The sequence below is a fragment of the Duganella sp. CF517 genome, assembly GCF_900110275.1.
Classification (GTDB): domain Bacteria; phylum Pseudomonadota; class Gammaproteobacteria; order Burkholderiales; family Burkholderiaceae_D; genus Rugamonas.
The window spans coordinates 83,213-109,328 of the sequence record NZ_FODC01000009.1 but is presented as its reverse complement, the minus strand read 5'-3'; the positions used below and the strand labels follow the sequence as shown (position 1 = coordinate 109,328).

At 67.5% G+C, this 26,116-nt stretch carries 24 protein-coding genes; 7 read left to right on the top strand and 17 right to left on the bottom strand.

Going from position 1 to position 26,116, the window contains the following annotated elements; all coding sequences use genetic code 11:
• Positions 1 to 197 precede the first annotated feature (197 nt).
• A complete protein-coding gene (locus BMX85_RS27245; protein WP_090326521.1) occupies positions 198 to 731 on the top strand; it encodes a CcdC protein domain-containing protein in 534 nt (177 codons plus the stop codon).
• On the opposite strand, the gene BMX85_RS27240 is transcribed toward BMX85_RS27245, so the two are convergent.
• Positions 724 to 1,575, bottom strand: a complete 852-nt coding sequence (locus tag BMX85_RS27240) for an alpha/beta hydrolase (RefSeq protein ID WP_090326515.1) — start codon at positions 1,573 to 1,575, stop codon at positions 724 to 726. The two genes, BMX85_RS27245 and BMX85_RS27240, sit on opposite strands and share 8 nt — an antisense overlap.
• A gap of 83 nt (positions 1,576 to 1,658) precedes the next feature.
• Between BMX85_RS27240 and BMX85_RS27235 the strand changes: the two genes are divergently transcribed.
• The 3 genes from BMX85_RS27235 to BMX85_RS27225 all read left to right on the top strand — a co-directional run bounded on the left by BMX85_RS27235 (position 1,659) and on the right by BMX85_RS27225 (position 3,064).
• Positions 1,659 to 2,180, top strand: coding sequence for a DUF2975 domain-containing protein (locus tag BMX85_RS27235; protein WP_090326511.1), 522 nt, complete (start codon positions 1,659 to 1,661; stop codon positions 2,178 to 2,180).
• Positions 2,180 to 2,422 (top strand): helix-turn-helix domain-containing protein, encoded by a 243-nt coding sequence (locus BMX85_RS27230; protein WP_090326508.1) that lies wholly within the window; start codon positions 2,180 to 2,182, stop codon positions 2,420 to 2,422. Before BMX85_RS27235 ends, BMX85_RS27230 begins: the two co-directional genes overlap by 1 nt.
• Before the next feature lie 117 nt (positions 2,423 to 2,539).
• The gene (locus BMX85_RS27225; protein WP_090326503.1) at positions 2,540 to 3,064 is read left to right on the top strand and encodes a hypothetical protein; all 525 of its coding nucleotides are present in this window, start codon (positions 2,540 to 2,542) and stop codon (positions 3,062 to 3,064) included.
• Here the strand turns inward: BMX85_RS27225 and BMX85_RS27220 are convergent.
• From BMX85_RS27220 to BMX85_RS27200, 5 genes are all read right to left on the bottom strand, one after another.
• On the bottom strand, positions 3,061 to 5,895 hold the full coding sequence (locus BMX85_RS27220) for an ATP-binding protein (RefSeq protein ID WP_090326500.1): 2,835 nt from the start codon (positions 5,893 to 5,895) through the stop codon (positions 3,061 to 3,063). The genes BMX85_RS27225 and BMX85_RS27220 overlap by 4 nt on opposite strands.
• Positions 5,896 to 5,898: 3 nt before the next feature.
• Positions 5,899 to 6,720 (bottom strand): hypothetical protein, encoded by an 822-nt coding sequence (locus tag BMX85_RS27215; protein WP_090326497.1) that lies wholly within the window; start codon positions 6,718 to 6,720, stop codon positions 5,899 to 5,901.
• Positions 6,713 to 8,089 (bottom strand): hypothetical protein, encoded by a 1,377-nt coding sequence (locus BMX85_RS27210; protein ID WP_090326492.1) that lies wholly within the window; start codon positions 8,087 to 8,089, stop codon positions 6,713 to 6,715. The genes BMX85_RS27215 and BMX85_RS27210 overlap by 8 nt, the downstream gene beginning before the upstream one ends.
• Before the next feature lie 208 nt (positions 8,090 to 8,297).
• Complete coding sequence (locus BMX85_RS27205) at positions 8,298 to 9,071, bottom strand: DUF3108 domain-containing protein (protein WP_090326488.1); 774 nt, start codon at positions 9,069 to 9,071, stop codon at positions 8,298 to 8,300.
• Position 9,072: 1 nt separating this feature from the next.
• Positions 9,073 to 10,263, bottom strand: a complete 1,191-nt coding sequence (locus BMX85_RS27200) for a DUF3108 domain-containing protein (protein ID WP_090326483.1) — start codon at positions 10,261 to 10,263, stop codon at positions 9,073 to 9,075.
• 131 nt (positions 10,264 to 10,394) lie between these two features.
• Between BMX85_RS27200 and BMX85_RS27195 the strand changes: the two genes are divergently transcribed.
• Positions 10,395 to 11,198 carry a PhaM family polyhydroxyalkanoate granule multifunctional regulatory protein gene (locus BMX85_RS27195; RefSeq protein ID WP_090326479.1) on the top strand — a complete coding sequence of 268 codons (804 nt, stop codon included), beginning with the start codon at positions 10,395 to 10,397 and terminating at the stop codon, positions 11,196 to 11,198.
• 35 nt (positions 11,199 to 11,233) lie between these two features.
• On the opposite strand, the gene BMX85_RS27190 is transcribed toward BMX85_RS27195, so the two are convergent.
• From BMX85_RS27190 to BMX85_RS27170, 5 genes are all read right to left on the bottom strand, one after another.
• The gene (locus BMX85_RS27190; protein WP_090326473.1) at positions 11,234 to 11,449 is read right to left on the bottom strand and encodes a hypothetical protein; all 216 of its coding nucleotides are present in this window, start codon (positions 11,447 to 11,449) and stop codon (positions 11,234 to 11,236) included.
• Between the two features lie 129 nt (positions 11,450 to 11,578).
• Positions 11,579 to 13,276 carry a tetratricopeptide repeat-containing response regulator gene (locus BMX85_RS27185; protein ID WP_090326470.1) on the bottom strand — a complete coding sequence of 566 codons (1,698 nt, stop codon included), beginning with the start codon at positions 13,274 to 13,276 and terminating at the stop codon, positions 11,579 to 11,581.
• Positions 13,273 to 14,043, bottom strand: a complete 771-nt coding sequence (locus tag BMX85_RS27180) for a sensor histidine kinase (RefSeq protein ID WP_090326465.1) — start codon at positions 14,041 to 14,043, stop codon at positions 13,273 to 13,275. Before BMX85_RS27180 ends, BMX85_RS27185 begins: the two co-directional genes overlap by 4 nt.
• A gap of 123 nt (positions 14,044 to 14,166) precedes the next feature.
• The gene (mnmC, locus tag BMX85_RS27175) at positions 14,167 to 15,894 is read right to left on the bottom strand and encodes an FAD-dependent 5-carboxymethylaminomethyl-2-thiouridine(34) oxidoreductase MnmC1 (protein WP_229210687.1); all 1,728 of its coding nucleotides are present in this window, start codon (positions 15,892 to 15,894) and stop codon (positions 14,167 to 14,169) included.
• A complete protein-coding gene (locus BMX85_RS27170; protein ID WP_090326458.1) occupies positions 15,867 to 16,427 on the bottom strand; it encodes a DNA-3-methyladenine glycosylase I in 561 nt (186 codons plus the stop codon). Before BMX85_RS27170 ends, mnmC begins: the two co-directional genes overlap by 28 nt.
• Positions 16,428 to 16,569: 142 nt before the next feature.
• On the opposite strand from BMX85_RS27170, the gene BMX85_RS27165 reads away from it, so the two are divergent.
• On the top strand, positions 16,570 to 17,034 hold the full coding sequence (locus BMX85_RS27165) for an OsmC family protein (RefSeq protein ID WP_090326454.1): 465 nt from the start codon (positions 16,570 to 16,572) through the stop codon (positions 17,032 to 17,034).
• 10 nt (positions 17,035 to 17,044) lie between these two features.
• Here BMX85_RS27165 and BMX85_RS31375 read toward each other — a convergent pair whose 3' ends face one another.
• Positions 17,045 to 19,999, bottom strand: coding sequence for a diguanylate cyclase (locus tag BMX85_RS31375; RefSeq protein ID WP_090327054.1), 2,955 nt, complete (start codon positions 19,997 to 19,999; stop codon positions 17,045 to 17,047).
• A 244-nt stretch (positions 20,000 to 20,243) separates the two neighbouring features.
• Positions 20,244 to 20,738 carry a winged helix-turn-helix transcriptional regulator gene (locus BMX85_RS27155; protein ID WP_090326449.1) on the bottom strand — a complete coding sequence of 165 codons (495 nt, stop codon included), beginning with the start codon at positions 20,736 to 20,738 and terminating at the stop codon, positions 20,244 to 20,246.
• Between the two features lie 379 nt (positions 20,739 to 21,117).
• Here BMX85_RS27155 and BMX85_RS27150 point away from each other — a divergent pair, with 379 nt between their 5' ends.
• On the top strand, positions 21,118 to 21,465 hold the full coding sequence (locus tag BMX85_RS27150) for a hypothetical protein (RefSeq protein ID WP_090326444.1): 348 nt from the start codon (positions 21,118 to 21,120) through the stop codon (positions 21,463 to 21,465).
• A 40-nt stretch (positions 21,466 to 21,505) separates the two neighbouring features.
• On the opposite strand, the gene BMX85_RS27145 is transcribed toward BMX85_RS27150, so the two are convergent.
• Genes BMX85_RS27145 through BMX85_RS27130 form a run of 4 tightly spaced genes read right to left on the bottom strand, consistent with a single transcriptional unit; the run spans position 21,506 to position 26,112 of the window.
• Complete coding sequence (locus BMX85_RS27145; protein ID WP_090326440.1) at positions 21,506 to 22,516, bottom strand: Csu type fimbrial protein; 1,011 nt, start codon at positions 22,514 to 22,516, stop codon at positions 21,506 to 21,508.
• A complete protein-coding gene (locus BMX85_RS27140) occupies positions 22,513 to 24,807 on the bottom strand; it encodes a fimbria/pilus outer membrane usher protein (protein WP_229210686.1) in 2,295 nt (764 codons plus the stop codon). The genes BMX85_RS27145 and BMX85_RS27140 overlap by 4 nt, the downstream gene beginning before the upstream one ends.
• A gap of 36 nt (positions 24,808 to 24,843) precedes the next feature.
• Positions 24,844 to 25,527, bottom strand: a complete 684-nt coding sequence (locus BMX85_RS27135; protein ID WP_255372400.1) for a fimbrial biogenesis chaperone — start codon at positions 25,525 to 25,527, stop codon at positions 24,844 to 24,846.
• 54 nt (positions 25,528 to 25,581) lie between these two features.
• The gene (locus tag BMX85_RS27130; RefSeq protein WP_090326427.1) at positions 25,582 to 26,112 is read right to left on the bottom strand and encodes a Csu type fimbrial protein; all 531 of its coding nucleotides are present in this window, start codon (positions 26,110 to 26,112) and stop codon (positions 25,582 to 25,584) included.
• Positions 26,113 to 26,116: the final 4 nt, after the last annotated feature.

The window sequence follows — 26,116 nt, the reverse complement described above, 5'->3', positions numbered from 1 at the left end:
TGGTTCAGTGTGCTTATGCTAAACGCGAATGTCAATGCGCGCGGCACCGTGACCGCAATCAGTCGTGACAATCTGTAACGCCATGCTGCATCGCCGCACGGGCCTTGAAGTGCGGCGTTACGGCGGCACCTGCTCCGCTCCCCCTCGCCACTCTCGCGTACAATCGCAGTTCTTCGAACGACGCGGTTGGATAGACTATGGAAATGACAACGCTCACGTTGCTACTGCTGGTTCCACTGGCGGTGTGGCGTATTTACTCCCGGCTGAAAAAAATGATCGTGCGCACCAGGTCGGAACTGTGGCGCCACTACGCGATGGCGAGCGTGATGTCCGTGGTCATCCTGGTAATGTTGGGACTGCTGATCGGTAAATGGATCGCCCTGGGCGCGCTGGTCGCCGGCGCCGCCGCCGGCGCGCTGCTGGGCCAGCGCAATTTCCGCATGAGCCGCCTGGAGAACAAACCGGACGGCTTTTTCTACACGCCGGACCGCCGCATCCCGCTGCTGGTGACGATGCTGTTCGTCAGCCGCCTGATCTACCGCCTGTTCGAAGCGTACCTGCACATGCACGACGGCCTGCCGCTGGACCCGGACTTCCTCGGCAACCCGCTGACGGCGGTGCTGTCCGGTCTTCTGGCCGGCTACTACGCGACCTACAGCCTGCTGCTGGTGCGCTGGCACAAAAGCCAGAAGCCGCTGCCACGCCCGATCGACATCTTCGACATCAAATAGACGCCACCTGCCGGATAAACGCGCAATACGCCGGCTGCGTGGCGGGATTCGACAGCACGTCGTTATGCCCCGCCCCCGGCACCACCAGCATCCGCTTGACGGGCGAGGGCATCGCCTCGTAGACCTTGGCCACCAACCGCGGCGGCGTGACGTTGTCGTCGGCGCCCTCCAACACCAGCGCCGGCCCGGCGTACCCGGCCACCGCCTCGACGTTGTCGATGCCCCGCAACGGCCCGCTCAACTCCAGGCGCACGAACGGCCACACATACCACGGCAGCATCGCATTGGCCCAGTCGCGCGCGTTGGTGGTGGTCGACTCCAGCACCAGCGCGCGCGCGGCCGGCCGCTGTCGCGCCACATACGCGGCGATGAAGCTGCCCAGCGACTGCCCGTGCAGCACCACCCTGCCCGGATGCCGCGCGTTGACGAAATCGAAAGCCTGCAAGGCGTCGGCCCGCATCGCGGCGATGGTCGGCACGCCGGTGCTGCGGCCGTAGCCCCGGTAGTCCACCATCACCACGTCGACGCCGCAGGGCGCGACCGCGTCCAGCACCCCGCGGCCGTGCTGGTCCAGATGGAAGGCGTTACCGCCGAAATACAGCACCGTCGTCGCGGCGGCTTGCGCGCCGGAAGCGCGGCTGGCCGCCACGCCCCCCAACTCGCCCTCGGCCACCGGCAATGTCAGCGCCGACAGCCGCCACGCCGGCGCGGCGGCCGCGTCCAGCACCGCCTCCGGCTTCGGGTCGCCCGGACGGTCGGGACGGATCACATTGCGCTCGGTGATCTGCACCGCGCACCCCGTCGACAATGCCAGCACCAGGCCGGCGATCACCACATTTTTCATGTTCAACTTTCGTTTTAGAGATAGAATTAAATATACAACAATAAGTATTTACTGTAAAACGATAAGTTTTAAAGGGGTGATAGATGAATACCAGTGTTATCCGGTCGCTGTTGTGGGGGTTTCTGTGCATACAGACGATCTTTTTTTTCCTGGCGTGGACGACCATCGAACCCGCCGTGGGTCCGATGGTCGTGAAAATGAGCGCCACCGGGGTCGCGCCCGCCGCCAAGCTGGCGATGACACCGGGCCAGCGGACGCTGTGCGCGGCGATCGCGCTGCCCGCGCTGCTGGCCCTGGGCTATGGCCTGTGGCGGCTCGACCGGCTGTTGCTGAACTTCCGCCGGCAGCACCTGTTCACGTCGGAGTCGATCGGCCACCTGCGCATGTTCGCCGGCGCCACGTTGCTTTCAACTATACTGTCGATCATCGAGCCCCCGACCCGCACCCTGGCGTTGTGGGCCGGCCGCAAGGGCGATCTCGAATTCACCGTGGGCGTCAATTCGGAACAGTTGATGCTGATGCTGGTGTGCGCGCTGTTCTACCTGATCACGCGCTTGATGCAGGAGGGCCGCCGCCTGGCGGAGGAAAACGAAAGCTTCATCTGATGGCAATACTGATCAATCTCGACCTGATGCTGGCGCGGCGCAAGATCAAATCGCGCGAGCTGGCGGCCTATGTCGGCATCACGGAACAGAACCTGTCGCTGCTCAAATCGGGCAAGGTCAAGGGCATCCGTTTCGCGACGCTGGAGAAGATCTGCGAACGGCTCGATTGCCAGCCCGGCGACATCCTCGAATGGACGCCGGACGGCGGCGCCGGCGACGATGGCGGCGGCGACAGCGTATGACAATATGCATGCAAATAATGCCACGTCATTAAAACGACAGTGCTATCGTTAATGCCGCGGAGCGGGATACAAACGGTGATATCCTGAAGTATCCTGACAGCAATAATTTGCACGGCCATGAACACGTCCATCTACGACAAGACCGCCAAGGGCAAGGAGGAGATCGCGACACGCAAGTATCAGCTTGCGCCGCGTCTGCGCGCCCTGCTGGTCCTGATCGATGGCCGCCGCGCGCAGGAGGAACTGCTGCGCAATGTGGCGGGGCTGGGCCTGGGCGCGAGCGCGCTGGCCGAGTTGGTGGAACACGGCTACGTCGTGCTGGCGACCAGCTACTCGTCGCTGGCCGACCAGCCCGCGCCGGCCGAACCGCCATCGGCCGAAGCGGCGGTGCAAATACCGGAACCGGCGCAGATCGCGCAGTTCCAGTCGATTTATGACTTCTACAACAAGACCATCAAGAGCACCATCGGCCTGCGCGGCTTCACCTTGCAGCTGAAGGTGGAGAAGGCCAGCAGCGTGGCCGAGCTGCGCGACCTGCGCCACCCCTACATCGAGGCGGTGCAGAAGGCGCGCGGCAGCGAAACCGCCGCCGCCCTGGCCCGCCAGCTCGATCAGCTGCTGGGCATCACGCCACCCGCCTAAGCCGTCTTGGCGGCGGCGCCGTCGGTCCGGCGCTGCAGCACGAAGATCGGCTGCGCCCACTCGGTATCCTTCTTCTTTTTACTCGTGATGAGCGTCAGTTCGGAAGGATCGTAGACGTCCGTGTTGTGCGTCAGCGGGGTGGTCATCAGGTACTGGGCGTCGGTGTTTTTCAGGAACTCGCCGACCAGCTGGATGTTACGGATATCCAGGTGGGCGAACGGTTCGTCGATGAACACGAAGCCGCCGGAGCCGTCTTCCGACTTGAGCAAACCAATCAGCAGCACCAATGATTTCATCACCTGCTGGCCGCCGGACGCTTCGCCGTCGTTCATGCCGATGATGCCCTTGCCGTCGAACTTGAAGCGCACGTGCAGGCCGGCCTGCGCCAGCTGCGTGTCGTCGTTCTCCAGGCGCACCGGATCGGAGTGCACCTCGATGCCGGCCAGCTCGCCCAGCTCCTTGATGTTCTTGGAGTAGGTCTTGATGGTGTAGCGCAGCCGCTCCATGTAGGCGCCGCGGGCGTTGCCGGTGGCCTCGATGGCGCGGTTGTTCTGGTAGCGGCGCTCCTCGGTCTCCGACTGGCGGCCGCTGAGCTGATCGTTCAGGCGCTGGTACTGGTCGATGACCGTCGCATCGAGTTCCCAGTCGCTGCGCGCCAGGCTGGCCTCCAGGCTGTGGATGCGCAGGTTGACCTGGTGCGCGTTCTGGTGGTCTTTGACCAGGCGCAGGCGGCGCTCCGGACGGCGCCAGCTTTTCGGCAGATGGCGCCACGCCTTGCGCAACGCCAGCAGGGCGCGCGCGTGGTCGGCGCGCTGCTCGATCTGGCGCTTGTTATTGAGGCGCATGCCCGCTTCCGCTTCCGACAGGGCGAAGCGCGCGTTCTGCCACGTCGTATCGGCGCGGGTGCGCGTGACGACGGCGTTCTTGATCAGGTTTTGCAGTTCGCCCAGGCGGGTGCCGACTTCGGTGCGTTCTTCCTTCAACGGCACGGCGTTGCGCGCCGCCTCGTCGAATTCCTCCTGGCGCGCGGCCAGCTCCTTGGCGGCGTCGACGCCGGCCAGGCGGGTTTTCAGCGCGCTGATTTCCGATGCCAGCTTCGAGACGATCAACGTCAGCGCGTCCTCCTGCGCCTCCAGCGCCGGCAGCGAGCGCTGGATCGCTTCCATGCGCTGCGTGCGGCCGGCGGAACCGAAGCGGTAGCGCGACACTTCCACGAACAGCGAGCGGCCGCCGCGGCGTTCGCGGTGGTAGGCGTCCGGCGTGATCCACTCTTCGTGGTTGCCCAACTTGGCGCCGGCATCGACGGTGTCCACGCGCGTGATGCGCGACAGCTGTTCCACCAGCCAGGCCGGAACCTTGGCCGAGAACTTCACCACCGACATCAGGCTGTCGTCCTTGACGGTCGGCGCGTGCACCAGGTCCGGCACGATGAAGTGGCGATAGCGTTCCTTCTCCGCCAGGCGGTAGGCCGCCGAGGCGTCGCTGGATTTATCCAGCAGCACCACCGAGGCGTAGCCGCCGAGGACACCCTCGATCGCGCCCTGCCAGCGCGCATCCGTCACCTCGACGATGTCGGACAGCATGGCGTGGCCGATGCCGGCGTCGTTCAGCGCGCGGCGCATGGTGCGCTGGGCTTCCGGCTCCGGCATCGCGGTCTTGCCCTGCAACGCCGAGATGGTCGACAGTTCGCCGGCGATCTTGGCGGCGATGGCGTCGCGCGCGTTGCGCTGGCGCGCCAGCTCGATTTCCTTTTCCTGCAGCTGCTGCGCCACTTCGGCCAGGTCGGCGCCGGAATCGGCGGCCAGCTTTTGCAGGCGCACCTTCTGTTCCAGCAGGCTGTCGAGCGGTTTCAGTTTGCCGTTGATGTGCGTCAGGCGCGTTTGCAGCGACGTCGATTCCTGCTCCAGCACCGTCTCGTGCTGCTGCGCGTCGGTCAGCGCTTTCGCCTGCGCGGCCAGCTGGTTGCGCTTGTCGGTGATCTGCTGGTCGGCCTGCATCAGCGGCTTGCGCGCCTCGCGCAGCTGGCGGCTCACGTTGCCGTGCTTTTCGCGCGCCTCGTGGTATTCCAGCGTGGGCAGCACTTCCTCCTGCAGGTTGCGGCGTTCCTTGTTCAGGTCTTCCCACTGGTGGTAATTGGCCACGCGCAGGCGCAGGCCTTCCAGGTTGGTCTTGGAAGCTTCCAGTTCGGTTTCGAAGCGTTTCAGTTCGACTTCGGTGTCGCGCTGATGGCGCTTGGCCTCGTCGTACGCGTCCAGCACCTCCTTGTCGCCGAAGACCTGGAACACCAGGTCGAGCAACTGGCGCGGCGCGTATTCGCACAGCTTGTCGGTCTCGCCCTGCTCGAGCGCAAGCACTTTGGCCATCGCCGGCGACAGGCCGGCGTTGGCCAGGCGCTTGCGGTAGTTCTCGACGCCGAGCCAGTCGTTGCCGGCCTCGCCGATGTCCTCGATCTGCACGTTACCGGGACGCATAAGGTACTGGCGCTTCCAGTCGCCGCCGTTTTTCTGGATCTGGCAGAACAGCGTGACCTCGTCGTCGCTGAAGAAGCCGGAGCTGCGGAACGGACGGTTCGACAGCTGCTTGCCGACGTTCTTGTTGTCGACCACGGCGCGCAGCCATGCGGTCTGCTGGCCGCTGTGGCGCGCGTAGTGCTTGTAGGTGCGGCCCATCGAGCAATCGAGGCCGAACAGGGTGCGCAGCGCGTCGAGCAAGGTGGTCTTGCCGGAGCCGTTCTGGCCGGCGATGGTGATGATCTTGGCGTCCAGCGGGATGTTCTTGATGCGCTGCCAGTAATCCCAGTGGACCAGTTCTAACGATTTGATATGAAACATGGCTTAGTCCTTGGTGGGCAGGTCGGTGTCGTCGGCTGGCGCGTCGGAAGGCGCGGCGTCGGGCAGGCTGTCGGCCGGGATGTCGAACGCCGGCACGATGTCGTCTTCCACGTGGGCGTCGTCGGCCACCTGCTCCGGCGCCGGTTCGTCGTCGTTGGCGGCGATCGGCGGCGTGCGGCGCGGCACCGGGATGACCTGAGCCGGCGAACGCTTGAAGACGTCGGCCAGCGCGCCGTTGATGATGCGCTCTTTCAGCTGGTCGGTGTCCATCATCAGGTCCAGCAGCGGGCCTTCGACGATGACGTCGCCGCGCCGCTCGATGAAGCCGAGTTTGGCCAGGATGCCGAGGTTCATATCGAGGCGGGTCTTCTTGCCCAACTTGTCGCCGAAGTCGGCCAGCAGCGCCTTGTAGGCGATGCCGATCGAGGTGTCCTCGGCGCGCGGCAGCGGCTTCTCGATGCCGAACATGTCGTTCTGTTCATCGTCCGCGTGCTGGTGGGTTTCCTGGCGTTCGCGCTTGGGCAGGATGATCTGCGCCCACAGCACGACCAGCAGGGCCACGCCGTCGCGCGACAGGCCGAAGTTATTGTTTTGCCAGACGTCGCGCGCGCCGAAGATCTTCGGTTCGATGGCGCGGTGCAGCGCCAGGGTCACGTGGTCGGCGTAGACGTTGTCGAGCAGTTTGAGGCCGGTGGCCAGCAGGCGCGCGTCCACTTCGGCGCGGAACAACTCGTCCGACAGCACGCGCTTGACCAGTTTGTCGTCGCGGCGCAGGTGTTGATGCGTCAGCAGGCGCGCGATCAGGATTTGGGAATCGTCATTCATCGGACTTGTCGCCTTCCGGTTTCAAAGAAAGTGAGAGGGAGGCCAGGGACATCGCCGCCACGTGCAAATCGGGCAGCTGCACCATTTCGTCGCAGGGGTTGAAGGTGACCGGCAGGCGCGCCAGGTCGCCGGTGGCGCCCTGCAGGCGCGCCTCGTCGGCGTCGCCCAAGAGCGGCAGCAGCGAGGCGCGGTAGGACGCCACCGCGAAAGTCGCCGGCAGCAGCGAATCCTGCACCGGGATCGACGGCGGCGCATCTCCCGCCTTGGGCGCCGGCAGCTTGGCCAGCGTGGCGAAGTCCGACAGGCGCGAGAGCCATTCGTCGAGCTCCTGCTGCATCGCCGGGCCGTCGCTGATGGTGGTCGGCGCGTCCTCGCCGGACGGCAGGCCGCCGGAGACGGCGCTGACGGCGCGGTCGGCCAGCAGCTCGGTCTCGGCGACGTCGATCATCTCGGCCGGCGTGATAAACAGCGGCACCACCGGCTGGTCGATGGCGCCTTCGGCCAGCGACGCCAGGTCCTCGTGCAGCAGCAGCCAGCGCTTGATGTCGGTGGTCGACAGGCCGGACTGGCCCAGGTGCACGCGCTGGCGCTCGATCTGGTTGAGCGCGCGCGAGAACATGCCCTGCATGTTGAGCAGCGCCGATTGCGCGCGGCCGATGGCCTGCGCCGCGCGGTGGGTGGCGCTGTCGGCGTTTTCGTCGGCCAGGATGGCGCGCAGGATCTCCGAGCCCTTCTCGACCCAGTCGCAGGCCATGTGCCACTTGGCCTGCGAGGCGCGCAGGCGGAACTCGGAGCCGGAGGCGATGGCGTCGGAGAATTCCTCGGTCAGTTCGACCAGGCGGCCGAGCAAATGCTGCAGCTGGTCGACGGTGACGCCGCCCATCACCTGCGCGCCGGCCACCTGCGACAGCAGATAGCCCATGTCGGCCGGGTCTTCCTCCTTGCCCATCGCCAGCAGCGCGTCGATCGCCGACAGCACGTTGCGGGCCATCGGCGTGACGCGGTAGACGGCGTGCTGCGCGTCCCAGGCCAGCAGCTGGTTGGTGCGCAGGCGCATCAGCACCGTCTCCAGGCTCTCGGGGAGCAGATAGGCCAGGCGGGTGTTGATGTCGGCGCGGCTGAAGCTGGCCGAGGCGGTGTCGGAGGCCAGCTCGCGCAACACCAGCAGGCGCACCAGCACGCCGTCGAAACCGCCGTGGAACAGCGCCGTGAACACTTGCAGCAGCGGCTGCGCGCGTTTCAGGTGGTAGACCTGCTCGATTTCGTCGGCCGAGATGTTCGGCTTGAAGTGCGCCTGGAGGCTGTTTTGCGTGTCTTGCTGGTCCAGCGCCGGATCGGACGCGGACTCACTTGTTATAGGTTCAATCATTCTCTGCCATTCTGGTCGCAACGCGATTGCAAATCGTGCAACAAAGCATCATCATCGCGGGGGCGTCAGTATAGCAGGTGGGCGGGGCCAGGGGCGTGGTCAGGTCTGCCATTGCTACACGGCCCGGACACTATGGGGTGGACGCGCGGCATCGGTGGGCGCATATACGGCCGAGGCCGTGTCGTAATGACAGACTTGACCCCGGGGTTTATTTTTTGGTAACTTTGTCGAGGGTTTGGTCGACGAAGTCGCCGTCGGCGTCCTTGAACACCACCCGCACCGGGTACCAGTCCAGCGACGGCGCCAGCCACAGGTCGACCTGCGAGCCCTTATCGTCGTCGAGCGGCTGGCGCACCAGGTGCACGGCAGCGACCTCGCCGCTGCCGGTCTGCACCGGCTCGACGTTGGCGACCTTGAAGCTCCATTGCTCGGCGTTGCGGCGGCCGGCGACGAAGTAGGCCCACTCGCTGCCCGGCTTGAACTTGTCCGCCGCCGCCCGCGCCTGCGAGGCGATCTGCCACTGGATGCTGGCGCGATCCTGCTCGCCGCCCTTGATCGGGTAGGTCTCGTCGCCGACGCTGAAGCTGATGGTTTTGGTGTCGCGCTTGAAGCTGGTGGTGTTGGCCTCCTTGCGGAAGCGCTTTTCATAGAACGCCACCGGCGCCAGGCCGTAGTCGTCGATCATCCCCTCGCTGCGCGTTTCGAGGATCTTGCCGAAAATGGCGGCGCGGCTTTCCACCGCCAGCGAGTACTTGCCGTCGCCGGCGCGCCATTGCACGGTGGCCGTGCCGTTGATCGTCAGCCCGTGCTGCTTGGCCGTGATGTTGTATTGGAGGTCGGCCGACGGCGGTTCGCTGTGCGCCCGCTTGGCGCTCGGATGGGGGCCGGGGGCGTCGCCGGCCGCGCGCGCCGTCATGGCGCTCGCGGACAGCGCCAGCAGCACGGCGGCGCCCAGCAGGCGGAGGGTTGGAGTTTTTTGCATGTTATTTTCCGGATTCTGTGATCGTAATGTTGGAGACGGTCTGCGTGGTCAGCGCGCCGCTCGCTTCGGTGTTGCGCATCTGGACCGGGTACCAGTTCATCCCCGGCGCCAGCCAAATGTCCAGCCGCGACGAATAGGTGCCCGGCTTGGGCGGGCGCGTCAGGTGCCAGGCGACCACCTTGCCCATCTTCGTGTCCAGCTCTTCCTCGCCGACCAGCTGGAAGCGGAAAATCGTCGCCTCCTTTTCATCGCCGACCTGCAGGTCGATGTCGCCGCCGAACTGGTTGACGTCGGCGCGGCCGATGCCGCCCAACTGGAACGGCACCGTCGCCTTGTCCTGCGCGCCCGTCAGCAGCGGATAGCTGCGCTCGGACGCCGAGAACGTGATCGTGCCCTGGTCGCGGTTGAAGTGGGTCGCGGTCTCCGCCCGGCGCGTGCGCTTTTCGGTGACACGGACCGGTGCGATGCCGAAGTCGTCGATGACGCCCTCGCTGCGCAGCACCAACAAGTTGACGCGCGTCACCAACAAGCTGACGCCGGCTTCGAGCGAGGCGTCGTAACGGCTGCCGTCAGTATGCCACGTCATCGACGCCGAGCCCGTCCATTTGGTGCCGTCGGCGTCCACCCGCGCCACCGCCATGTCGAACCTGGCCGACGGCGGCAGATGCACCTTATAGCGCCGCGCGCCCTGCGGCGGCGCCGCGGCCGGCACCGCCGGCGCCGGCGTCGGCGCGTCGGCGGGCGCCGGCGGCGTCCCGGTTTGCGCCTGCGCCGCCCCGGCCTGGGCCGTCCCATCCTTGCCGCCGGCCGGCGCGCCCTCACCGCCGCCTTCGGCCGACGCGGCCTCGGCCAGCGCCGGGCTGGCGGCGATGGCGGCCAGCGCGCCGTTGCCCGGCGCCGATTCCGGCGGCGGCGGCAGCGCACGGGGCGGCGGCGGTCGTTTGGCGCGGGGACGCGGCGCGTCCTGCGGCGCCAGCGGCTTGACGTCCACCAGCGGCGTGCTCTCGACGCGCTTGGGCAAGGTCAGGCGCAATTGCGCCGTCATCACCGACGGCGGATGGGGCGACGTGCGCGGCGCCGAGGAGCCGAGGTGATTGCCCGCCCAGTCGATCGCCGCCAAATGCAGCGCCAGCGTGGCCACGCATACGACCAGCAGGCGGCGGCGTTGAAAGAGGTAGGAAACAATCGTCATGCCGCTAGTTTAACGTGTTCGGACGAAGCCATCGGTCCGCCGCCGCGCGACGATGGAAATGTTGTCAAAATCTTTTTGAATGCGGCACGGATATCTGCTACGCTGAAAGCTAAAATCCACAGGAGACAGATATGGCCAATACGCAAATGCCGCACATCCCCGGCGCCGCCGTGATGACGGATACTTTAGATTTCGTCAAAAACCTGTGGGGCAGCATGAGCGTGCCGGGTTTGACGGCGCCCACGTTGTCGGTCGAGGAACTGGATAAGAAGATCAACGACCTGAAGGCCGTCGAGGCGTGGCTGAACCTCAATATGAGTATGCTGCGCGGCAGTATCCAGGCGCTCGAAGTGCAGCGCGGGACCATCGCCACGCTCAAATCCGTCGGCGCCAGCCTGGCCGCCGCCGTCAACACGGGCGCCAACGACAAGTCGATCTTCGACGCCAATCCATACGCGTCGGCCTTCTTCCACCACGCCCGCGAAGCCGACAAGGCGCCCGCCAGCAAGCCGTCATGGCCGCCGGCGCCAACGCCCGCACCGGCGCAGCAAGCCGCGCCCAAGGCGCCTGAAGCCGCGCCGACGCCCAAGCCGGCCGCCGACGCCGCCGCCCAGATGCCCAATCCGGCCGTGTGGTGGAATATGCTGCAGGATCAATTCAAACAGGCGGTATCGACGGCGATGGCGTCCGAATCGATGATGGCCGACGCCGCGGCGCGCGCCACCGACACGGCGGTCAAATTCGCCACCGCCGCCACGGCGACGGGCAAGGCCGCCGCTGCCGACACCGGCGCCGACGCGGCCAGCGCGGCCAACGCCAATGCCGCCGGCGCCGCCCCTGCCGCCGACAAGCCGGATCTCAAACCTGCGCCGAAAAAGGCCGCCGCCAAAACCGCGCCGCCAAAAACCGGCAAGCCCGGCGCCGAAAAGCCCTGATTAGTGCTTGATCGCCGCGCCACCGGCGTCCGGCCTCAGGCCAGGCGCTGGATGCGGATGGCGTCGATCATGCCGTCTTGCTGGCGCTGCACTTTTTCGATATCGATCAAGCCCTCCTGCTCCAGCAGCTTGGCGCTGTCGTGGGCGGACTGGAAACTGTCGAGGGTGTCTCCCTTGGCTGCGACCGGCCGTATCCAGGCCACGCTGCCCACTTTCATCTTCGTGTACACTTCTTTTGCGATATCACGCATATTGTTTTGCCCTTTATTTCAAGGCGCAGACAGGGCTGCGCCGCGATTCAGTGTAATCATTTGGTGACGGTGAAACAAGTTGCTGTTGCGCCCATCCGTCACCCCGGGAGCGGTCGGTGCCAGCCGGCGTCACTCCGGAACCGCGCCGTTGGCGGCCTCGTACTCGACCGCGGCGGCCGCCGCCGCCACGCCCGACACCGGCGCCAGCATCGCCAGCTGTTCCATCAACTGCGCGAAACGCAGCTGGCCCGGCGCGATCGCGTCGACATGCATCAACACGCCGATCGCCTCCTCGGCCAGCTCGCGCACATAGCCAGTTTGGTGCAGTTGCGAGATCAGGATCTGCGCCGAATTAAACAGGATGCGCATATTGTGCGGCAGCGCCTTGCGCGCCACGCGCATCCATTCGACCGCCTCGATCAACTTGCCGGTCTTCCATAGCAGCACGCCCTTGTTCATCATGTCGGCCGCCTCCTGGCGCGAGGCCTTGATCAACTCGATGCCCTCGTCGCCCATGCGCGCCTTGTCGAAGATTTTCTGCACATCCTCGAGCAGCGGCGCGTTGTCATGGTTGTTGCGCGCCACGTAGCACAGCAGGGTCACCGGCGCGTCCTTGACGCCGACCGCGAACAGCAGCGTCGCCATGTCGAGGCAGGTGGTGCTGTCCGGACGCTGCTTGGTTTCGTCGGCCAGCATCGCCTCCAGTTCGTCGCCGGATTTGCGCGCGCGCCGGTAGTCGCCGCTCTCGTGGTAGACCAGGCCCTCGGTGATCTTGGCGCGCAAGGTAACCTGGTCGCCGCCGAACTGGTGGACCGCCGCGTTCAGCAGGCGTATCGCTTCCTTGGTGTCGTTCTTCAAGCCGCACACGCGCGCCAGGCCGAAATAGGCGTCGACTGTCTTGGCCACCGAGTACTCGCCCATCTCTATGCATTTGCGGAAGGCTTTTTCGGCCACCGGGATATTCCCCAGCTTGAGCGCCGTCTGGCCGAACGCGCGCTGGCGCGGCACCGAATTGGGCGACAGCTTGGCGGCTTTTTCCAGCACGCCGAAGGCTTCCTCGTGCTTGCCCTGCTGCTGGAACGACAGCGCCAGCTGGTCGAAGGCGTCGATGTAAAAGCGGTTGTCCGCGATCACCGCCTGGAACATCTGCTGCGCCGCTTCCAGCTCGCCGGCGCTCATGCGGATCTTCGCCAGGCCGCAGCGCGCCCAGTTGTATTCACGCTCCTCGAGCACCTTCTCGTAGACCGCGCGCGCCTGTTCCGGCACGCCGCTTTTCAGCAGCAAGGTGGCCTTCATCCGCTGCAGGTCGATCTCGTGCAGCGGATAGAGCGGGATCTGTTCCTCGCACAGGCGCGCCGCGCGCAGGTAGTCCTTGTCGGCGAAGGCCTGGTCGATCTCGCGGAAGATCTGTTTCTTGTTCCACACGCGGTTCAGGCGCGTCAGCAGCACGCCCTCGGTGATCGGCTTGATGATGTAGGCGTCCGGCTGGTGCTCGGCCGCGCCCATCACCGACTCCACGCTTTTCTCGGCCGACACCATCAGCCACACGCTGCTGGGCAGCATCAGGTTGCGCAGGCGCGCCTCCTCCAGCACCTGCTGGCCGTTCTTGCCGTCGCCGAGGTTGTAGTCGCACATGACGACGTCGTAGCGCGTCTTCGACAGCAGCACGATGGCCTCGCCGCCGCTGGCCGCCTGGTCGATGTGCTTGGCGCCGAGGTTGCGCAGCGATTCGCGCAGCAGCTGGCGGATGCCGACGAAATCGTCGACCAGCAGATAGCGCTTCTCGGCCCAATCGATGTCGCCGCTGGTCGGGGTTTCCGCGTTCATGGAAGCCGCAAAATGAAACAGCCGCCGCCCAGGGCGCCGCTGTTTTCCAGCGCGATGCCGCCGTGGCGCTGCCGATGCTTGTGCATCTTCGCCACTTCGCTGGAAAAGTACAGACCGAGGCCGCTGCTGTTGCTGAGGAAGTTGACCTTGCTGGCGCCGCTCTTCATGGCGTCGGCGCCGGCCTCCAGGATGGCCGGCGGGAAGCCGTCGCCGTTGTCTTCCACGCGCAATTCCAGATAGTCGCCGTCTACCTTGATATTCAACCGGATACGGTCGCGCGTGTAGCGGATGGCGTTGTTGATGGCGTGGACCAGCACTCCGATGATCAAGTCCTCGTCGAAGGTCCAGATGGCGTCCGCCGGAAAATCGACGTCGAGCGTGACGCCGCGCGATTGCAGCAGGATGCGGGCCTGGCCCTTGACCTGGTCGACCAACTCGCTGACGCGATGGGCGGCGGGATCGAACGGGTAACCGGGCTTGCCGACCTCCTTGTACAACGCTAGCAACTGGATCAAATTGTCGTTGAGGCGGCGCGTCTGGTACAGCATCTGGCCCAGTTGCCCGTAACGAGGTTGCTCATGTCCGGATTGCTCATGTCCGGGCTGGCCGGCGGCGGCCGGCGCGGACGGCGGCGCGGAGGCGGCGATCAGGTTCTCCAGCGTGCCGCTGAGGACGCTGATCGAATTCTTCATGTCGTGCACCGTCGAGGCCAGGAACATCAACAACTCTGGCGATCCCTCGTAGTGCTGCGCTTGGTATTCGTCCATAGTGCGGTGCTCGCGCCCGGTTCAAAGGGTGATTATATCCTGCGCGATATAGCCAAGCCAACGCCGGCATGGCTGGCGTGCGCAGCGTATTTGCGCCAACGCAACGCCGGTGTGGCGTCCGGTTCACTGGCCGCGGCGGCGCTCCTTGAGCAGGAACCGGCCCGGGTCGAGCGCCGCCACCAGGCTCGCCTCCAGCGGCGGCGGCGTGTTCTCCAGTTGACTGACCAGCAACTCGGCCATCAGCGGGGCCCAAATCAGGCCGCGCGACGCGTAGCCCAGCAAACCGTACAACCCGGGATGGCGCGGCACGTCGCGCAGGCGCTCCAGGCGTCCGGCGGCGCCGTGGTCGGGCAAGGCGCCGCACAGCGGCAGGCGGTCCGGCGCGGCGCAGCGGAAGCCGACGCGCCCGGCCAGCGGCGCGCTCGCCGCCAGCGCCGCCACGTCGGCGCCCGGGACGATCTCCGCCAGCCGCGTGAGGTTTTCCAGCTGGCTGGCGGCGCGCAGGTGCGGATCGTCGTCGTTGTCGTAGGTCGCGCCGGCGCAGACGATGCCGTTGGCGGCCGGCGTCACGTAGGCCTCGCGGCAGACCACCAGCGGCAGCCTGGGGGCGCCTTGCGACCCCGGTGCGTCGAGCGCCAGATGCGTGACCTGTCCGCGCAGCGCCGACAGCGGCAGCAGCGCCGCCTGCGCGATGTCGGCGGCGCCGGTGCCGTTGGCCAGGATCAGCGTCGGCGCCTGGGCGATCAACACGCCGTCGGCGCCGATCACGTGCCACGCGCCGTCGATCCTGCGCAATGCGAGCGCACGCGTGTGGAACAGGCGGCGCAAGCGTTCGCCGCAAGCGTCGAGCATGGCCTCGCACAGCGACGCCGGCCGCGCCCAGCCGCCCTGCTCGAACAGCCAGCCGCCGTGCGGCGTGTCGCCGCCCAGCAAGCGGCCGGCGTCTTCGGCCGCCAGCCAGCGCGCGTACGCCGGCGGATAATCCCACGCCGCCAGCACGTCGCGCTGCACCTTCGCGTGCGCGGCGTCGCGCGCCAGCTGCAGCACGCCGCAATCGGCGCCGTCGAACGCTTCGCCGACGCCGCCCAGGCGGCGCCACTCGCGCAGCGCGAACAGATAGGCGGCGCGGCTCAAACGGGTCGGGATATTGTCGTCCTTCGACAGCAGCGGCATGAAGATGCCGGCCAGGTTGCCGGACGCCTCCTGCGCCGGCCGCGCGTGCCGCTCGATCAGCGTGACCTCCCAACCGTGGGCGCACAGCCGATGGCAGGCGGAGGAGCCGGCCAGGCCGGCGCCGATGACGATCGCGCGCCGCTGCGGTTGCGGCGGCGCCGGCGGCTGCGGTTTGCGGCTTCGGTAGACCGCGCCGACATCGGGCGAACCGGCGATGGCGTGGCAGGCGAAACCGGCCGCCGTCAGCGCCCACACCAGCGGCTCGTCCGGCGCGTGCGCGTGCAGCGTCGCGCCCGGCGCGGCCAGCTTGGCCAGGCCGCGCGCCAGGCCCGGGACCAGAGCCGGCGCGCAACAGGACACCTGGAAATCGTCGACCCGCGCCTCGATCTGCGGCAGCACGGCGTCGAGCGCGCCGACCAGCAGATCGAGCGTCACGCGGCCGCCGTCGAGCACGATGCGGTGGAAGCCCGGCACGTTCAGCGGCCAGCGGGCGCGCAGCCTGTCGTCGGTGATGCGGGCCGCCTCCGGCAGGTCCGGCGCGACGGCCAGATAGTGCAGCGGCGCGCTCCCCGGCGTGGCGGCCCGCGCCCATGCGGCCGCGAAGCGCGCGCCATCGGCGAAATCCGTATCGAGTACGACGCGCGCCGTCGTCACTTGCGCCGCTTCCGGCAGAAGCACGCCGGATCATGGTCGTCGACCAGGCCGATGCCCTGCATGTAGGCGTAGACGATGGTCGAGCCGACGAACTTGAACCCCAGCTTGGCCAGATCCTTGGAGATGCGGTCCGACAGCTCCGTCTTGCTGGCGCGCGGGCCGTCGCCGGAGACAATCGGCTTACCGCCGACATAAGCCCACAGCAGTTGATCGAGGCTGCCGCCGCCGGCGCGCAGGCGCAGGTACGCTTGCGCGTTGGTGATCGCCGCCGCCACCTTCAACTTGTTGCGCACGATGCCGGGATCGGCCAGCAACGAGGCCACCTTGCCGGCATCGTAGGCGGCGATCTTTTCGGCGTCCCACTGGTCGAAGGCGGCGCGGTAGGTCTCGCGTTTATTCAGGATGGTCTCCCAGCTCAGCCCCGCCTGCGCGCCCTCCAGATTGAGCATCTCGAACAGGCGCGTCTCGTCGTGGCAAGGCACGCCCCATTCGGTGTCGTGGTAGTGCAGGTAAAGGGGATTGGCCGGGTTGGCCCAGCCGCAGCGGATTTTGGTCATCGCATCGGGATCGAAGGTCGTCGGGAGGGCAAGTATAGCAACCGGAAGGCGCCGCCGGCGGGCGGGTTAGAATGGGAGCCTTGATCGACCCTTGATCAACCCTTGATCGACCCTTGATCGACCATCACGACAGGAGCTTTGCATGCAATTCGAGGCAACACTGGAATGGAAACGCGACGGACAGGATTTCCCCGGGCAGCGCTACAGCCGCGCGCACACCTGGCGCTTCGACGGCGGCGCGGTCGTGCCGGCATCGTCGTCGCCGCTGTCGGTGCCGCTGCCGATGTCCGACGCCGCCGCCGTCGATCCGGAGGAGGCGCTGGTGGCCGCCGCGTCGAGCTGCCATATGCTGTTCTTCCTGTCGATCGCCGCCAAACGGGGACACACCGTCGACAGCTACACCGACCACGCCATCGGAACGCTCGGCAAGAACGCGCAGGGGAAAATGGCGATGACGCGCATCGCGCTGCGCCCGGCCATCGTGTTCGCCGGCACCGCGCCGCCGGGCGACGACGAGCTGCACGCCATCCACCACGAGGCGCACGACAAGTGCTACATCGCCAATACGCTCAACTGCGAGGTGGTGGTCGAGGCGCCGGCCGCCTGATCGAGCCGCATCAGGTTTCCAGGTCGCTCGACAGCCCGACGCGGCGACGCTCGCCGCCCAGCGACAGCGGTCCCGCCAGATTGCTGACCAGGCGTACCTCGCCCCCCGCCACGGCGTCGTCGAGTTGGTGCATCAAGCGCGGGAACAGGCCGTCGGCGCGGGCGTGCTCGGTGCCGTACAACGCCGCCCAGGCGTTGCGGCCGGAGCGCTTGGCGATGTACAGGCCCTGGTCGGCCAGCTCCACCACCTGCGACCATGACAGCAGGCGCGGTTGCGCCGGCAGGAAGGGGAAACAGGCGAAGCCGATCGAGCAGGTCTTCGACAAGGCCACGCCGTCCGGCAGCACGAACTCGCGTTCGGCGACCACTCGGCGCATGCGCTCGGCCACCACGCGCGCGTCGTCGCGGTGGGTGGCGCGCGCCAGCACCAGGAACTCCTCGCCGCCCCAGCGGATCACATAGTCCGATTCGCGGAACACTTCGTGCAGCCGCGCGGTCATCTGCACCAGGATGGCGTCGCCGGCGGCGTGGCCGTAACGGTCGTTGACTTCCTTGAAGTGGTCGATGTCGACCATGAAGAACACCAGGTCGTTGGCCGCCTGCAGTTCCAACGCCGTCAGCTGCTGGCCGCGATGCTGGCCGCCGTCGTAGCCGCGCAAACTCATCGCCACGTCGGCGTCGACGTTGCGCAGGAAGAAGCGGCGGTTGCGCAGGCCGGTCAGCTGGTCGGTCAGGCTGACCTCCTCGAGCGCCTGGTAGGCGCGTTCGAGCTCGAGGTTCTTTTCCACCAGCTGCTCCTGGGTGGCGCTCAAGGTCTTCAGCGTCGCCGCCACCTGGCGGTAGGCGCTGGCGTTGTCGAGCGCGATCGCGCCGTAGGCGCACAGGGTGCGGAAGATCAGCCGTTCGCGCTCGCCGTAGGCGTTGGCGTGCAGCGACTGCACCGTCATCGCCCCCAGCACGCGCTCGCCCACGCGCAGCGGCGCGAACAACAGCGTCAGGGTCGGCAGGGTGCCCGGGATCAGGTTCGGCGTCACCTCGGCCGCGCCCAGTTCGATCAGGATCTCGCGCCGCTCGCGCACGCAGCGCGCGGTGTTGGCGCGCGGGTCCGCCAGCGAATAGCGCACCTCCGGCAGCGGATTGCCGGCCTCGACGCCGAACGCGCACGACAGCCACACGCCGCTCGGCTCCAGCAGGAAGATCGAAAAATGCGTGGCGTCGAGCAGGCCGTGCACGTGGCGGTCCAGCGCGCGGAACACCGCCGCCGCGTCCAGGTGGGCGGTGATCTCCTGGCCGACCGCGCTCAGGTGCGCCAACGTGGCGCTGGTTTGCTGCAGCACCTCGGCGCGCTGCGCCTCGGCCGCCGCCAGCTGGCGATGGTGCTCGGCCTCGGTCTGCGCGCGCTCGGTCTGGTATTGCACCTGCATGGCGATGGCGCGGTTGGTGGCCTGCTGGCTGTGGGTCTGGTCGCGCGCGGCGGAGGCCTGCAGCGCGATCGCGTAGGCGCGCGCGTGGTCGCCGATGGCGGCGTACCCGCTCGCGGTGGCGTCGAGCAGCGCGCCGGGCACGATGTAGCCGTCGATGGTGGCGGCGATCTCCAGCGCCAGCAGCAGGTAGTGCAGCACCGGGTTGGGCGCCATCATCAGGTCTGGCTCGGGCAGCGCGTGGTGCGCGTGGAGATCGGCCAGCACGTTGAGGGCGGCGATCTGGCCCAGCGCGTCGCCATGCTCGCGCGCCAGCGCCAGCGCGCCGCGCACGGCCGCCAGCGCCTCGTCCGGCCGGTCCAGGTGCGACAGCGCGTGCGCCTGGCCGCGCCGGGCGCTGCTCTGGAAATCGTTCTGCGCCAGCGCGTCGCCGCGGGCGGCGAGCCGGGTGAAGCTGTCGAGCGCGGCCGTGTAGTTGCCCAGGTCCAGCGCCAGGTCGCCCTGGTATTCCAGCGCCACCGCGTAGGCGCGCGAACCGGACAACGGCGCCAGCACGGCCAGCGCCTCGCGCAGCAGCGTTTGCGCGGCCTCGCGCTGGCCCAGCTGGCGCAAGGTTTCGGCGGTCTGCATCAGGCACATGCCGATCGACAGCGGCCAGCCGGCCGGGCGCGCCAGGTCGAGGCCGCGCTGCATCCATTCCAGCGCCGCCTCGTGCGCGTTGAGGCTGGTGAAGCCGTTGCCGATGTTGGTGGCGATGATGATGGCGCGTCGGACCTGGCCGGTCACCAGCGCCATCTCGAAGCTGAGCATCAGGTGGCCGATGGCGCGGCCGTATTCGCTGCGCTGGAAGGCGCAGGTGCCCAAGTAATCGCTGACCCAGCCGGCGGCGATCGGCGCCAAGCCGCCCGGATCGGCGTCGAAGCGGCCTTCCCATTGCCGCTGCGCGGCCTGCCAGTCGCCGAACGCGGCGCAAATGCCGGCGGCGGCGTCGGCCACGTCCACCCGCACCGGGTCGCCGCCGGCCCGGGCGGCCGCGCCGGCCCGGGCCAGCCAGCGGTCGCCGGCGGCGCTGTCGCCGCGGTCGTTGGCGACCCAGGCCAGCAGCCAGCAGGCGTCGGCGCGGGCGCATGCGGCGGCGGCGGCCGGGATGGCGTCCGTGATGGCCGAGGTCGCCATGTCGGCGTCCGTGGAGGTGGAGGTGGAGGTGGAGGCGCAGGTGGAGCTGGAGTCGCCGGCAGCCTCGGCCGCCGCCCGCTCAAACAGCGACAATGCCTGTTCGGCCTGGTATTCGGCGGTGTCGAGCTGGCCGTCGAGCCATTCGGCCTCGGCGGCGATCAGCAGCAGGCGGCCGCGCGCCACCAGCGCGTCGGCCGGCGGCAACGGGCCCAGCAGGGGAACGATGTCGGCCGACAAGGCGCGCGCGCGCGCGGGCGCGCGCTGGCGCAAATGCCAGGCGAGCGCCATGAGCAACGGCAAGCGGGCGCCGCCGGATATCTCCGGCAACACCGCCTCCCACCGCGCCAGCTCCCCATCGAGGGCAAACATGTCCACCAAGTGACGTCCTTTGACTGTGTGTCGTGCGCCGGGCATAGTTGCCCGAACGTATTAAACGCTGTGACAGCATTATTCCACAGTTTTCAGGGTCCTTCGCCGGCCCGCTCCAAGTGCCTGAATGCAAAGCGATTTCAGTTCCCATGGGAAATTCCACGCGGATGCCGGGTCCGCCGGCCGACCTGGCTGACGAAAAAAAACGCCGGCAAGCCGGCGTCTTGTAGGGATGCAACAACGCTTACGAAGCGTGCTTGCTGATCTCGATCAAGCGGGTCCGCATGGTGTCGCTGGCGGCCGGGCCGGGTGCGAACATATAGTCTTCGTCGTTGATGGCCAGGCCGCTGTTGGCGTCGACCAGCACCTGGTCGGCCGGTTTGCCGGTTTCGCGGCTCACCACCAGCAGGCTGGCGCCTTCCGGTGCCAGATGGTCGTTGCCCCAGGCGATGAAGGCCAGCAGCACGGGTTTGAAGTCGCGGCCGGCCTTGGTCAGCAGGTACTCATAGCGCGGTGGACGGGCGCTGTACTGGCGCCGCTCCATCAGGCCGCCCTCGACCAGCCCGGCCAGGCGGCGGGTCAGCATGTTGGGGGCGATCTTGAGGCTCTTTTCAAATTCGTCGAAACGCGACAGGCCGTAGAACGCGTCGCGCAGGATCAAAATGCTCCACCATTCGCCAACTTTACCCAGGCTGCGGGCGATGGGGCAAGGCATGCGGCCGAAATCGGTATGTTTCATGTGTAACTCCTTGGTTCAAGTGAACAGGAAAATCGGTTGAAAACGCAGCGTGATGCGACTTACTTGCATGACTGCTGTAACAATGTGTGACTTTTTTGCGAGCAAACCTTTGCGACTATGTGTGATTTTTCTGGTGTCAATTTCGCCTCCTTTTTTGCCCTGCGGTTTAAGTACTTTCCCAGTGAAAAACAATATTTTTCAGCCCTTTTCCAGTTGCCAAAATAGGCCAAAAAACGACCTTGAAAACTCTCCAAATTCCACCGATTTGTAAGGGTGGATTTCGTCGTGAAATGTGAACATTGGATAGAATGTTTATTCACGGTAAAATTCGTTTTGTTAGAGCAACCCATAAACCCGCTTGCCGCCTACTACGCCATTTATGAAAACCCTCGCCCAAACCTTCGCCCCGTCGTTCGCCCTGTTCGCCCTGCTCGTCGCCGGCCTGCCGCTGACTGCCAGCGCCGGCAACAAAACCGCCACCAGCGCCATGCAAGTAAGCTTCGTGGTCAAGGAAGCCTGCACCGTGCAAACCGCCACCGGCCCTGCCAGCGTCCAGCAACGCGGCGCCACCACCGCGACCGCCCCCGCCCCGGTGGTCGCCTGCGAACTGAAAACGCCCTACCTGCTTACCCGCGGCGCCGATCAGCCAGCCGCTGCCGCCATCGACCGCGCCGCCGCGCCCATCCGCACCGAATCGGGCGCGCAGAACTGGGTCGTCTACTTCTGATGCCGCCGGCCGCCACCCGCGCGCGCCGGCCCCTCCCCCGTTAAAACACCACCGTCGCCGTGACGGTATCCTTGTAATCGCCCGGAGACGGCGTGCTCTGTAGCGGCACCAGTCCGTACACGGTCTGGGTTTGCGTGCCGCCGTTGCCGGTGCCCGACACGATCGTGGTGCCGCCGCTGCCATCGCCCCAGCTGGCGCCGTCGAGCGTGTTCGATATCTGATAACTCAACAATTCCGTGGTAGCAACGTTGCGCATCCGGCGCGCCGTGCTGGTGGCGCCATTGGCGCCGGCCGACAGCGCCACCCGGTACGGCGTGCTCTTGCTGCACTGGACCGACATCGTCGATGTCGTGCGGACATTGCTGTTGAGGAGCGAGCTGTTCGGGAACGCCAGGTTGCCGACATTGATGTTGCAGTCGTTGATGACGGCGGCGCGGACCTGGAACACGATCGGCAACGTCGGTCCGAGCGCGCACGCGGCGGTGCCGGTCAGGAAGAAGATGTACTGCATCAGGCCGCTGCCGGCGCCGAAATCCGAGGTGAACGCCAGGTCGTTCGGCCCCACCGCCAGCCCGGCCAGGGTGGCGTCGGCCGACAGCTTGCCGAACAAGGTGACGTTCTGCACCAGCGAACCGACGCCGCCGCCCTTGGTCAGCGTGAAGGTGATCGGCGTCGGCGTGTCGGTGCCGACCCAGCCGCCCCAAATCTTGGCCGGCGCGTACGTGGCATCGGTGTAAATATTGTAGTTGGCGCGCAGCGCGCCATTGCCGACCTGGCGCGTGCTGGTCACCGTCGACGACGAATTGCTGCCGGCGCCCAGATACAGGCACACGGTCACGCTCGGCGTCAGCAGGTTGCCGAGGAAATTGGTCCAGGTGCAGGTGATCTGGAGCGTCGCGGACGCGTAGACGTCGACGCTGGAAATCGAGCTGACGCTGGGGAAGACGAGGTTTTGCGGCGCGATGGCGCAGCTGTCGGCGCGCGCCGGGCCGGCCAGCAGCGCCAGCCCCAGCCCCAGCCCCGACAGGAGCGCCAGCCGCCGCGCCGTCATTGCACACCCCGGCAGATAAACGGTCCGAGCGTCGGCAGCGCCGGGCCCTTGGCCGCCTCGTAGGCGAACTCGACGACGCACGGCACGCCGTCCACGGTCAGCCGCAGATGGTTCTGCGGCGCCAGGTTGTCGATGAAGGCGACGCCGTCGAAGCCGACCAGCGTCGACGCGCCGCTCTCGACGTGCAGCACCCGCGCGCCGGCCGCGACCGGCTTGCCGTCGGCGCCGTGCACGATCACGCTGGCCGCCGCGTAGGTCTCGACCGGGAAGCGCGCCAGCACGCCGGACTGGCGCGCCGGCACCACCTCGCGCCGCGTGGCCGCGATGCGGGCGTCGAGCGGCAGCGCGCTGGTGTCGATGCCGACCTGGTTGATCAGGTACGGATTGAGGTTGGGCACTAGCAGGTAGCCGCCGGCGCCGGTGCGGCCGATCACGCGGTTCTCCTGCAGCACCGGCACGCCGCCGACGCCGTCGGTCGACACCAGCGCGAAGCCGGCGCCGACCTGGCGCGCCGCGTGCACGCCGCCGTCCATCACCACCAGCGAGCCGGCCGCGCTGAGCGAGGTGCTGCGGTTGTCGCCGTTTTGCTGCACCAGCGCGCCGACCTGGCCGTAGCCGCCCAGATACGTCAATTGTCCCTGGCGCAGCGGCGCGCCGTTGCTCTCGAGCGACTGCAGACCCCAGCCGAAGCCGCCGGCGTAGTCGGCCGAGCGGCCCACCGTGACGATGCGGCTGCGCACGCCGTTCTGGCGGCCGGCGCTGGCGTTGGCGGCGATGCGGTCGCCGAACGAGGCGCTCAGGCTGAAGAACAGGCCGCGCGCGGCGGCGTCGCGCAGGTCGCGGAAGGCGCTCACGCTCAGGTAGAAGCCGGCGCCCAGCGTGGCGGCGTACGACAGCGCGGCGATGCGCGCCGGCGGCAGCGACGGCGCGCGCAGGCTCACCAGGCTGGCGCCGAGGCTGTGGCCCGGCCACAGCGCCAGATTCACGTTGATGCGGTCGTTGGCGCGGGCGCCGGCGCCGCTGTCGGCGGTGGCCAGGTCGCTGTAGCCGCCGCTGGCGCGCAAGGTCTCGGCGTCGATGCTGAAGCGCCCGCTCAGATACTGGTAACCGAGGCCGGCCTGGACGCCGCGCCCGCTGCCGCTGGCGTTGCGCCGCCCGCCGCTGGCGGCCAGCGAGGCGCGCACCACGCCGGCCTGGCCGAGCCGCAGCATGGCGCCGGCGCCGCCGTTGACGACCTCGCGCCCGACCTCGCCGTGGCCCTCGACGGTCAGGCTGTCGCTGACGCCGTGGCGCAGCGAGGCGCTGGCCGCCGGCGCGCGCGCGTAGCCGAACGAGCGCGTGGTGTAGTCGCGCCGCAGCACGCCGAGCTCGATCGAATAGTCGGTCAGGCCGGCCGCCAGCAGGCGCGTGTCGACATACAGCGGCACCGTGGTGGTGACCGCGCGCCCGGCCGTGTCGCGCGTGACCAGCGTGGCCTGGCCGGCGCCGTTGATGCCGGCCACCTGGTTGATCACGAACGGTCCCGACGGCACGGCCGTCTCGACCTGGCGCACGCCGTTGACATACAGGCTGACGGCGCTGGGCACCACGGCCGAGCCGGACAAGGTGGCGACCGGGAAGGTCAGCAGGTCCGGGCGCAGGTCGAAGCTCTTGCGCCATTGCACGCCGCCCATGCGCAGCGAGCGGCTCCACGGCAGCGACGACGAGATCAGGTCGCCCACCTGCCAGGTCTCCAAGGTCACCGGATCGGAACGCACCCAGGCGGTGTCGAGGCGGATGAAGCGCGGGCCGGTGCCGGTGGCGCCGGCGTTGTAGACGCCGGTGCTGTTGAAGACGCCGCTGTCGTTGAAGTAGCGCAGCTCGTGGGCCACCGACACGCCGCGTTCGCGGTCGAGCCGGCCGAACGCGTCATAGGTCAGCACCAGCCCCGGCGTGACGGCGGCCGGGCCGGCCACGCGCACGCTGCGCCCGGACAGCGCCACCGGCGCGCGCAGCGTATCGGCCACGCGCAGCGCGATCGACTGGCGCGTCGCGTCGTAGCTGTAGCTCAGGCCGCGGATGTCGTCGAGGTCGAACTGATCCCGGCCCTCGACCCCGAACAGGCGCGGGTCGAGCTCCAGGTCGCGCAAATTCTGCACGCTGCTGCGCAAGCCGGTGGTGGTGCCACGGGTAAAGCGCAGTATCAGTCCGGTCGGTTCACCGTTCAATTCCACCTCCAAAAAAAGTTCCTCTTCCACCGGCGGCGCGGGCGGCGCTTGCGCCAGCGCCGCCGTCGCCAGGTTCAGGGCCATCAGTGACAGGCAGAGCAGCCGCCCCCACATGCCCGCTCAGTCCAGCCGTCCGGTGGCGCTGTCGCTCACGGGCCGGGCGTTGATATTGGCCTTGACGGCCAGCGCGCCGCGCAGGTCCGCATCGGCCGGCGTCGGCAGGCGCCACTCGCGCTCGCGCCCGGCCAGCACATAGCCGAACAGGCCGGGGGCGATGACGAACTGGCCGCCGGCGGCGTTGCGCAGCTCCAGCGCGCCGATCTGCGCGCGCTGGTTGCCGCTGTTTTTCACCCGCAGCATCCAGTTGCCGTCCTTCTTGAACACGCTCCACGCCAGCGACGGCGCGGCGCGCTCGTCGGCCGGCAGCACGAACATCGGCACCGAGTAGCGCAGGCGGATATCCACGCCGGCCGCCGGGGCGCCGTCTTCGGGCGGTATTTCATCGATCAAAATCCGGTAGCACAACTCGCTGCTTGGGAGTTGCTGGCTACGCCGCACGAGGCGAATGATCTGGCTGCTCTTGGGCCCGATCTGTAGAATTGGGGGACTCGCTACCACTTCCTGGGTCGGCGTCAGGAGGTCGTCGCCGTCCTTCTGCTCCCACTGATACACCCTGACTTGGCCATACACCGGGCTCTCGCCGAGGTTTTGCATCGAAATGCCGGTGGCACCCTGGCCCGCGCGCAAAACGATCATCACGGGGGAAATCTGCAAATTCGCAGCGCCCGCCTGTACTCCCAGCATCGCAAGGACGCCGCACATCACCCAGCACACTAGTCGCGCCGGTAGGTTCATCGTTTAGAAATACACCGTGGCGGTGATCGTCGATTTATAGGTGTCCGGCTGCGGCGTCGCCTGGGCCGGCACCACGCCGTACACGGTGAGCGTCTGCGACGCGCCGGTGCCGGTGCCCGAGCGGGTGTCGGTGCCCTGCGTGTTGCCCCAGTTGGTGGCGCCGGCGGCCTGGTACAGGTTGAAGGCGACGGTGCTGGTGTTGGCGCCGGTGCCGCTCATCACGCGCGCGGCGGTGGTCGAGCCGGTGCCGGTGCCGGCGTTCAGGCCGACGTTGTACAAGGTGGTGTTGGTGCAGGTGACGCTGAGCGTGGTGTTGACCGACACCGACGTCGCCAGCACGCCCTGCGACTGGCCGAAATCGAGCGCGTTGGCGGCGATGGTGCAATCGGCGATGATTCTCATCGTCACGTCGAAGTTGCTGGTCTTGGAGCCGTTGACGTAGACGGCCGCGTCGGCGACGGGCGCGGTGGCGGCCAGGGCGGCCGCCAGCACGGCCGCGAGGCCCGCCGAACGGGATGTGCGCTTGCTTTTCATTGAA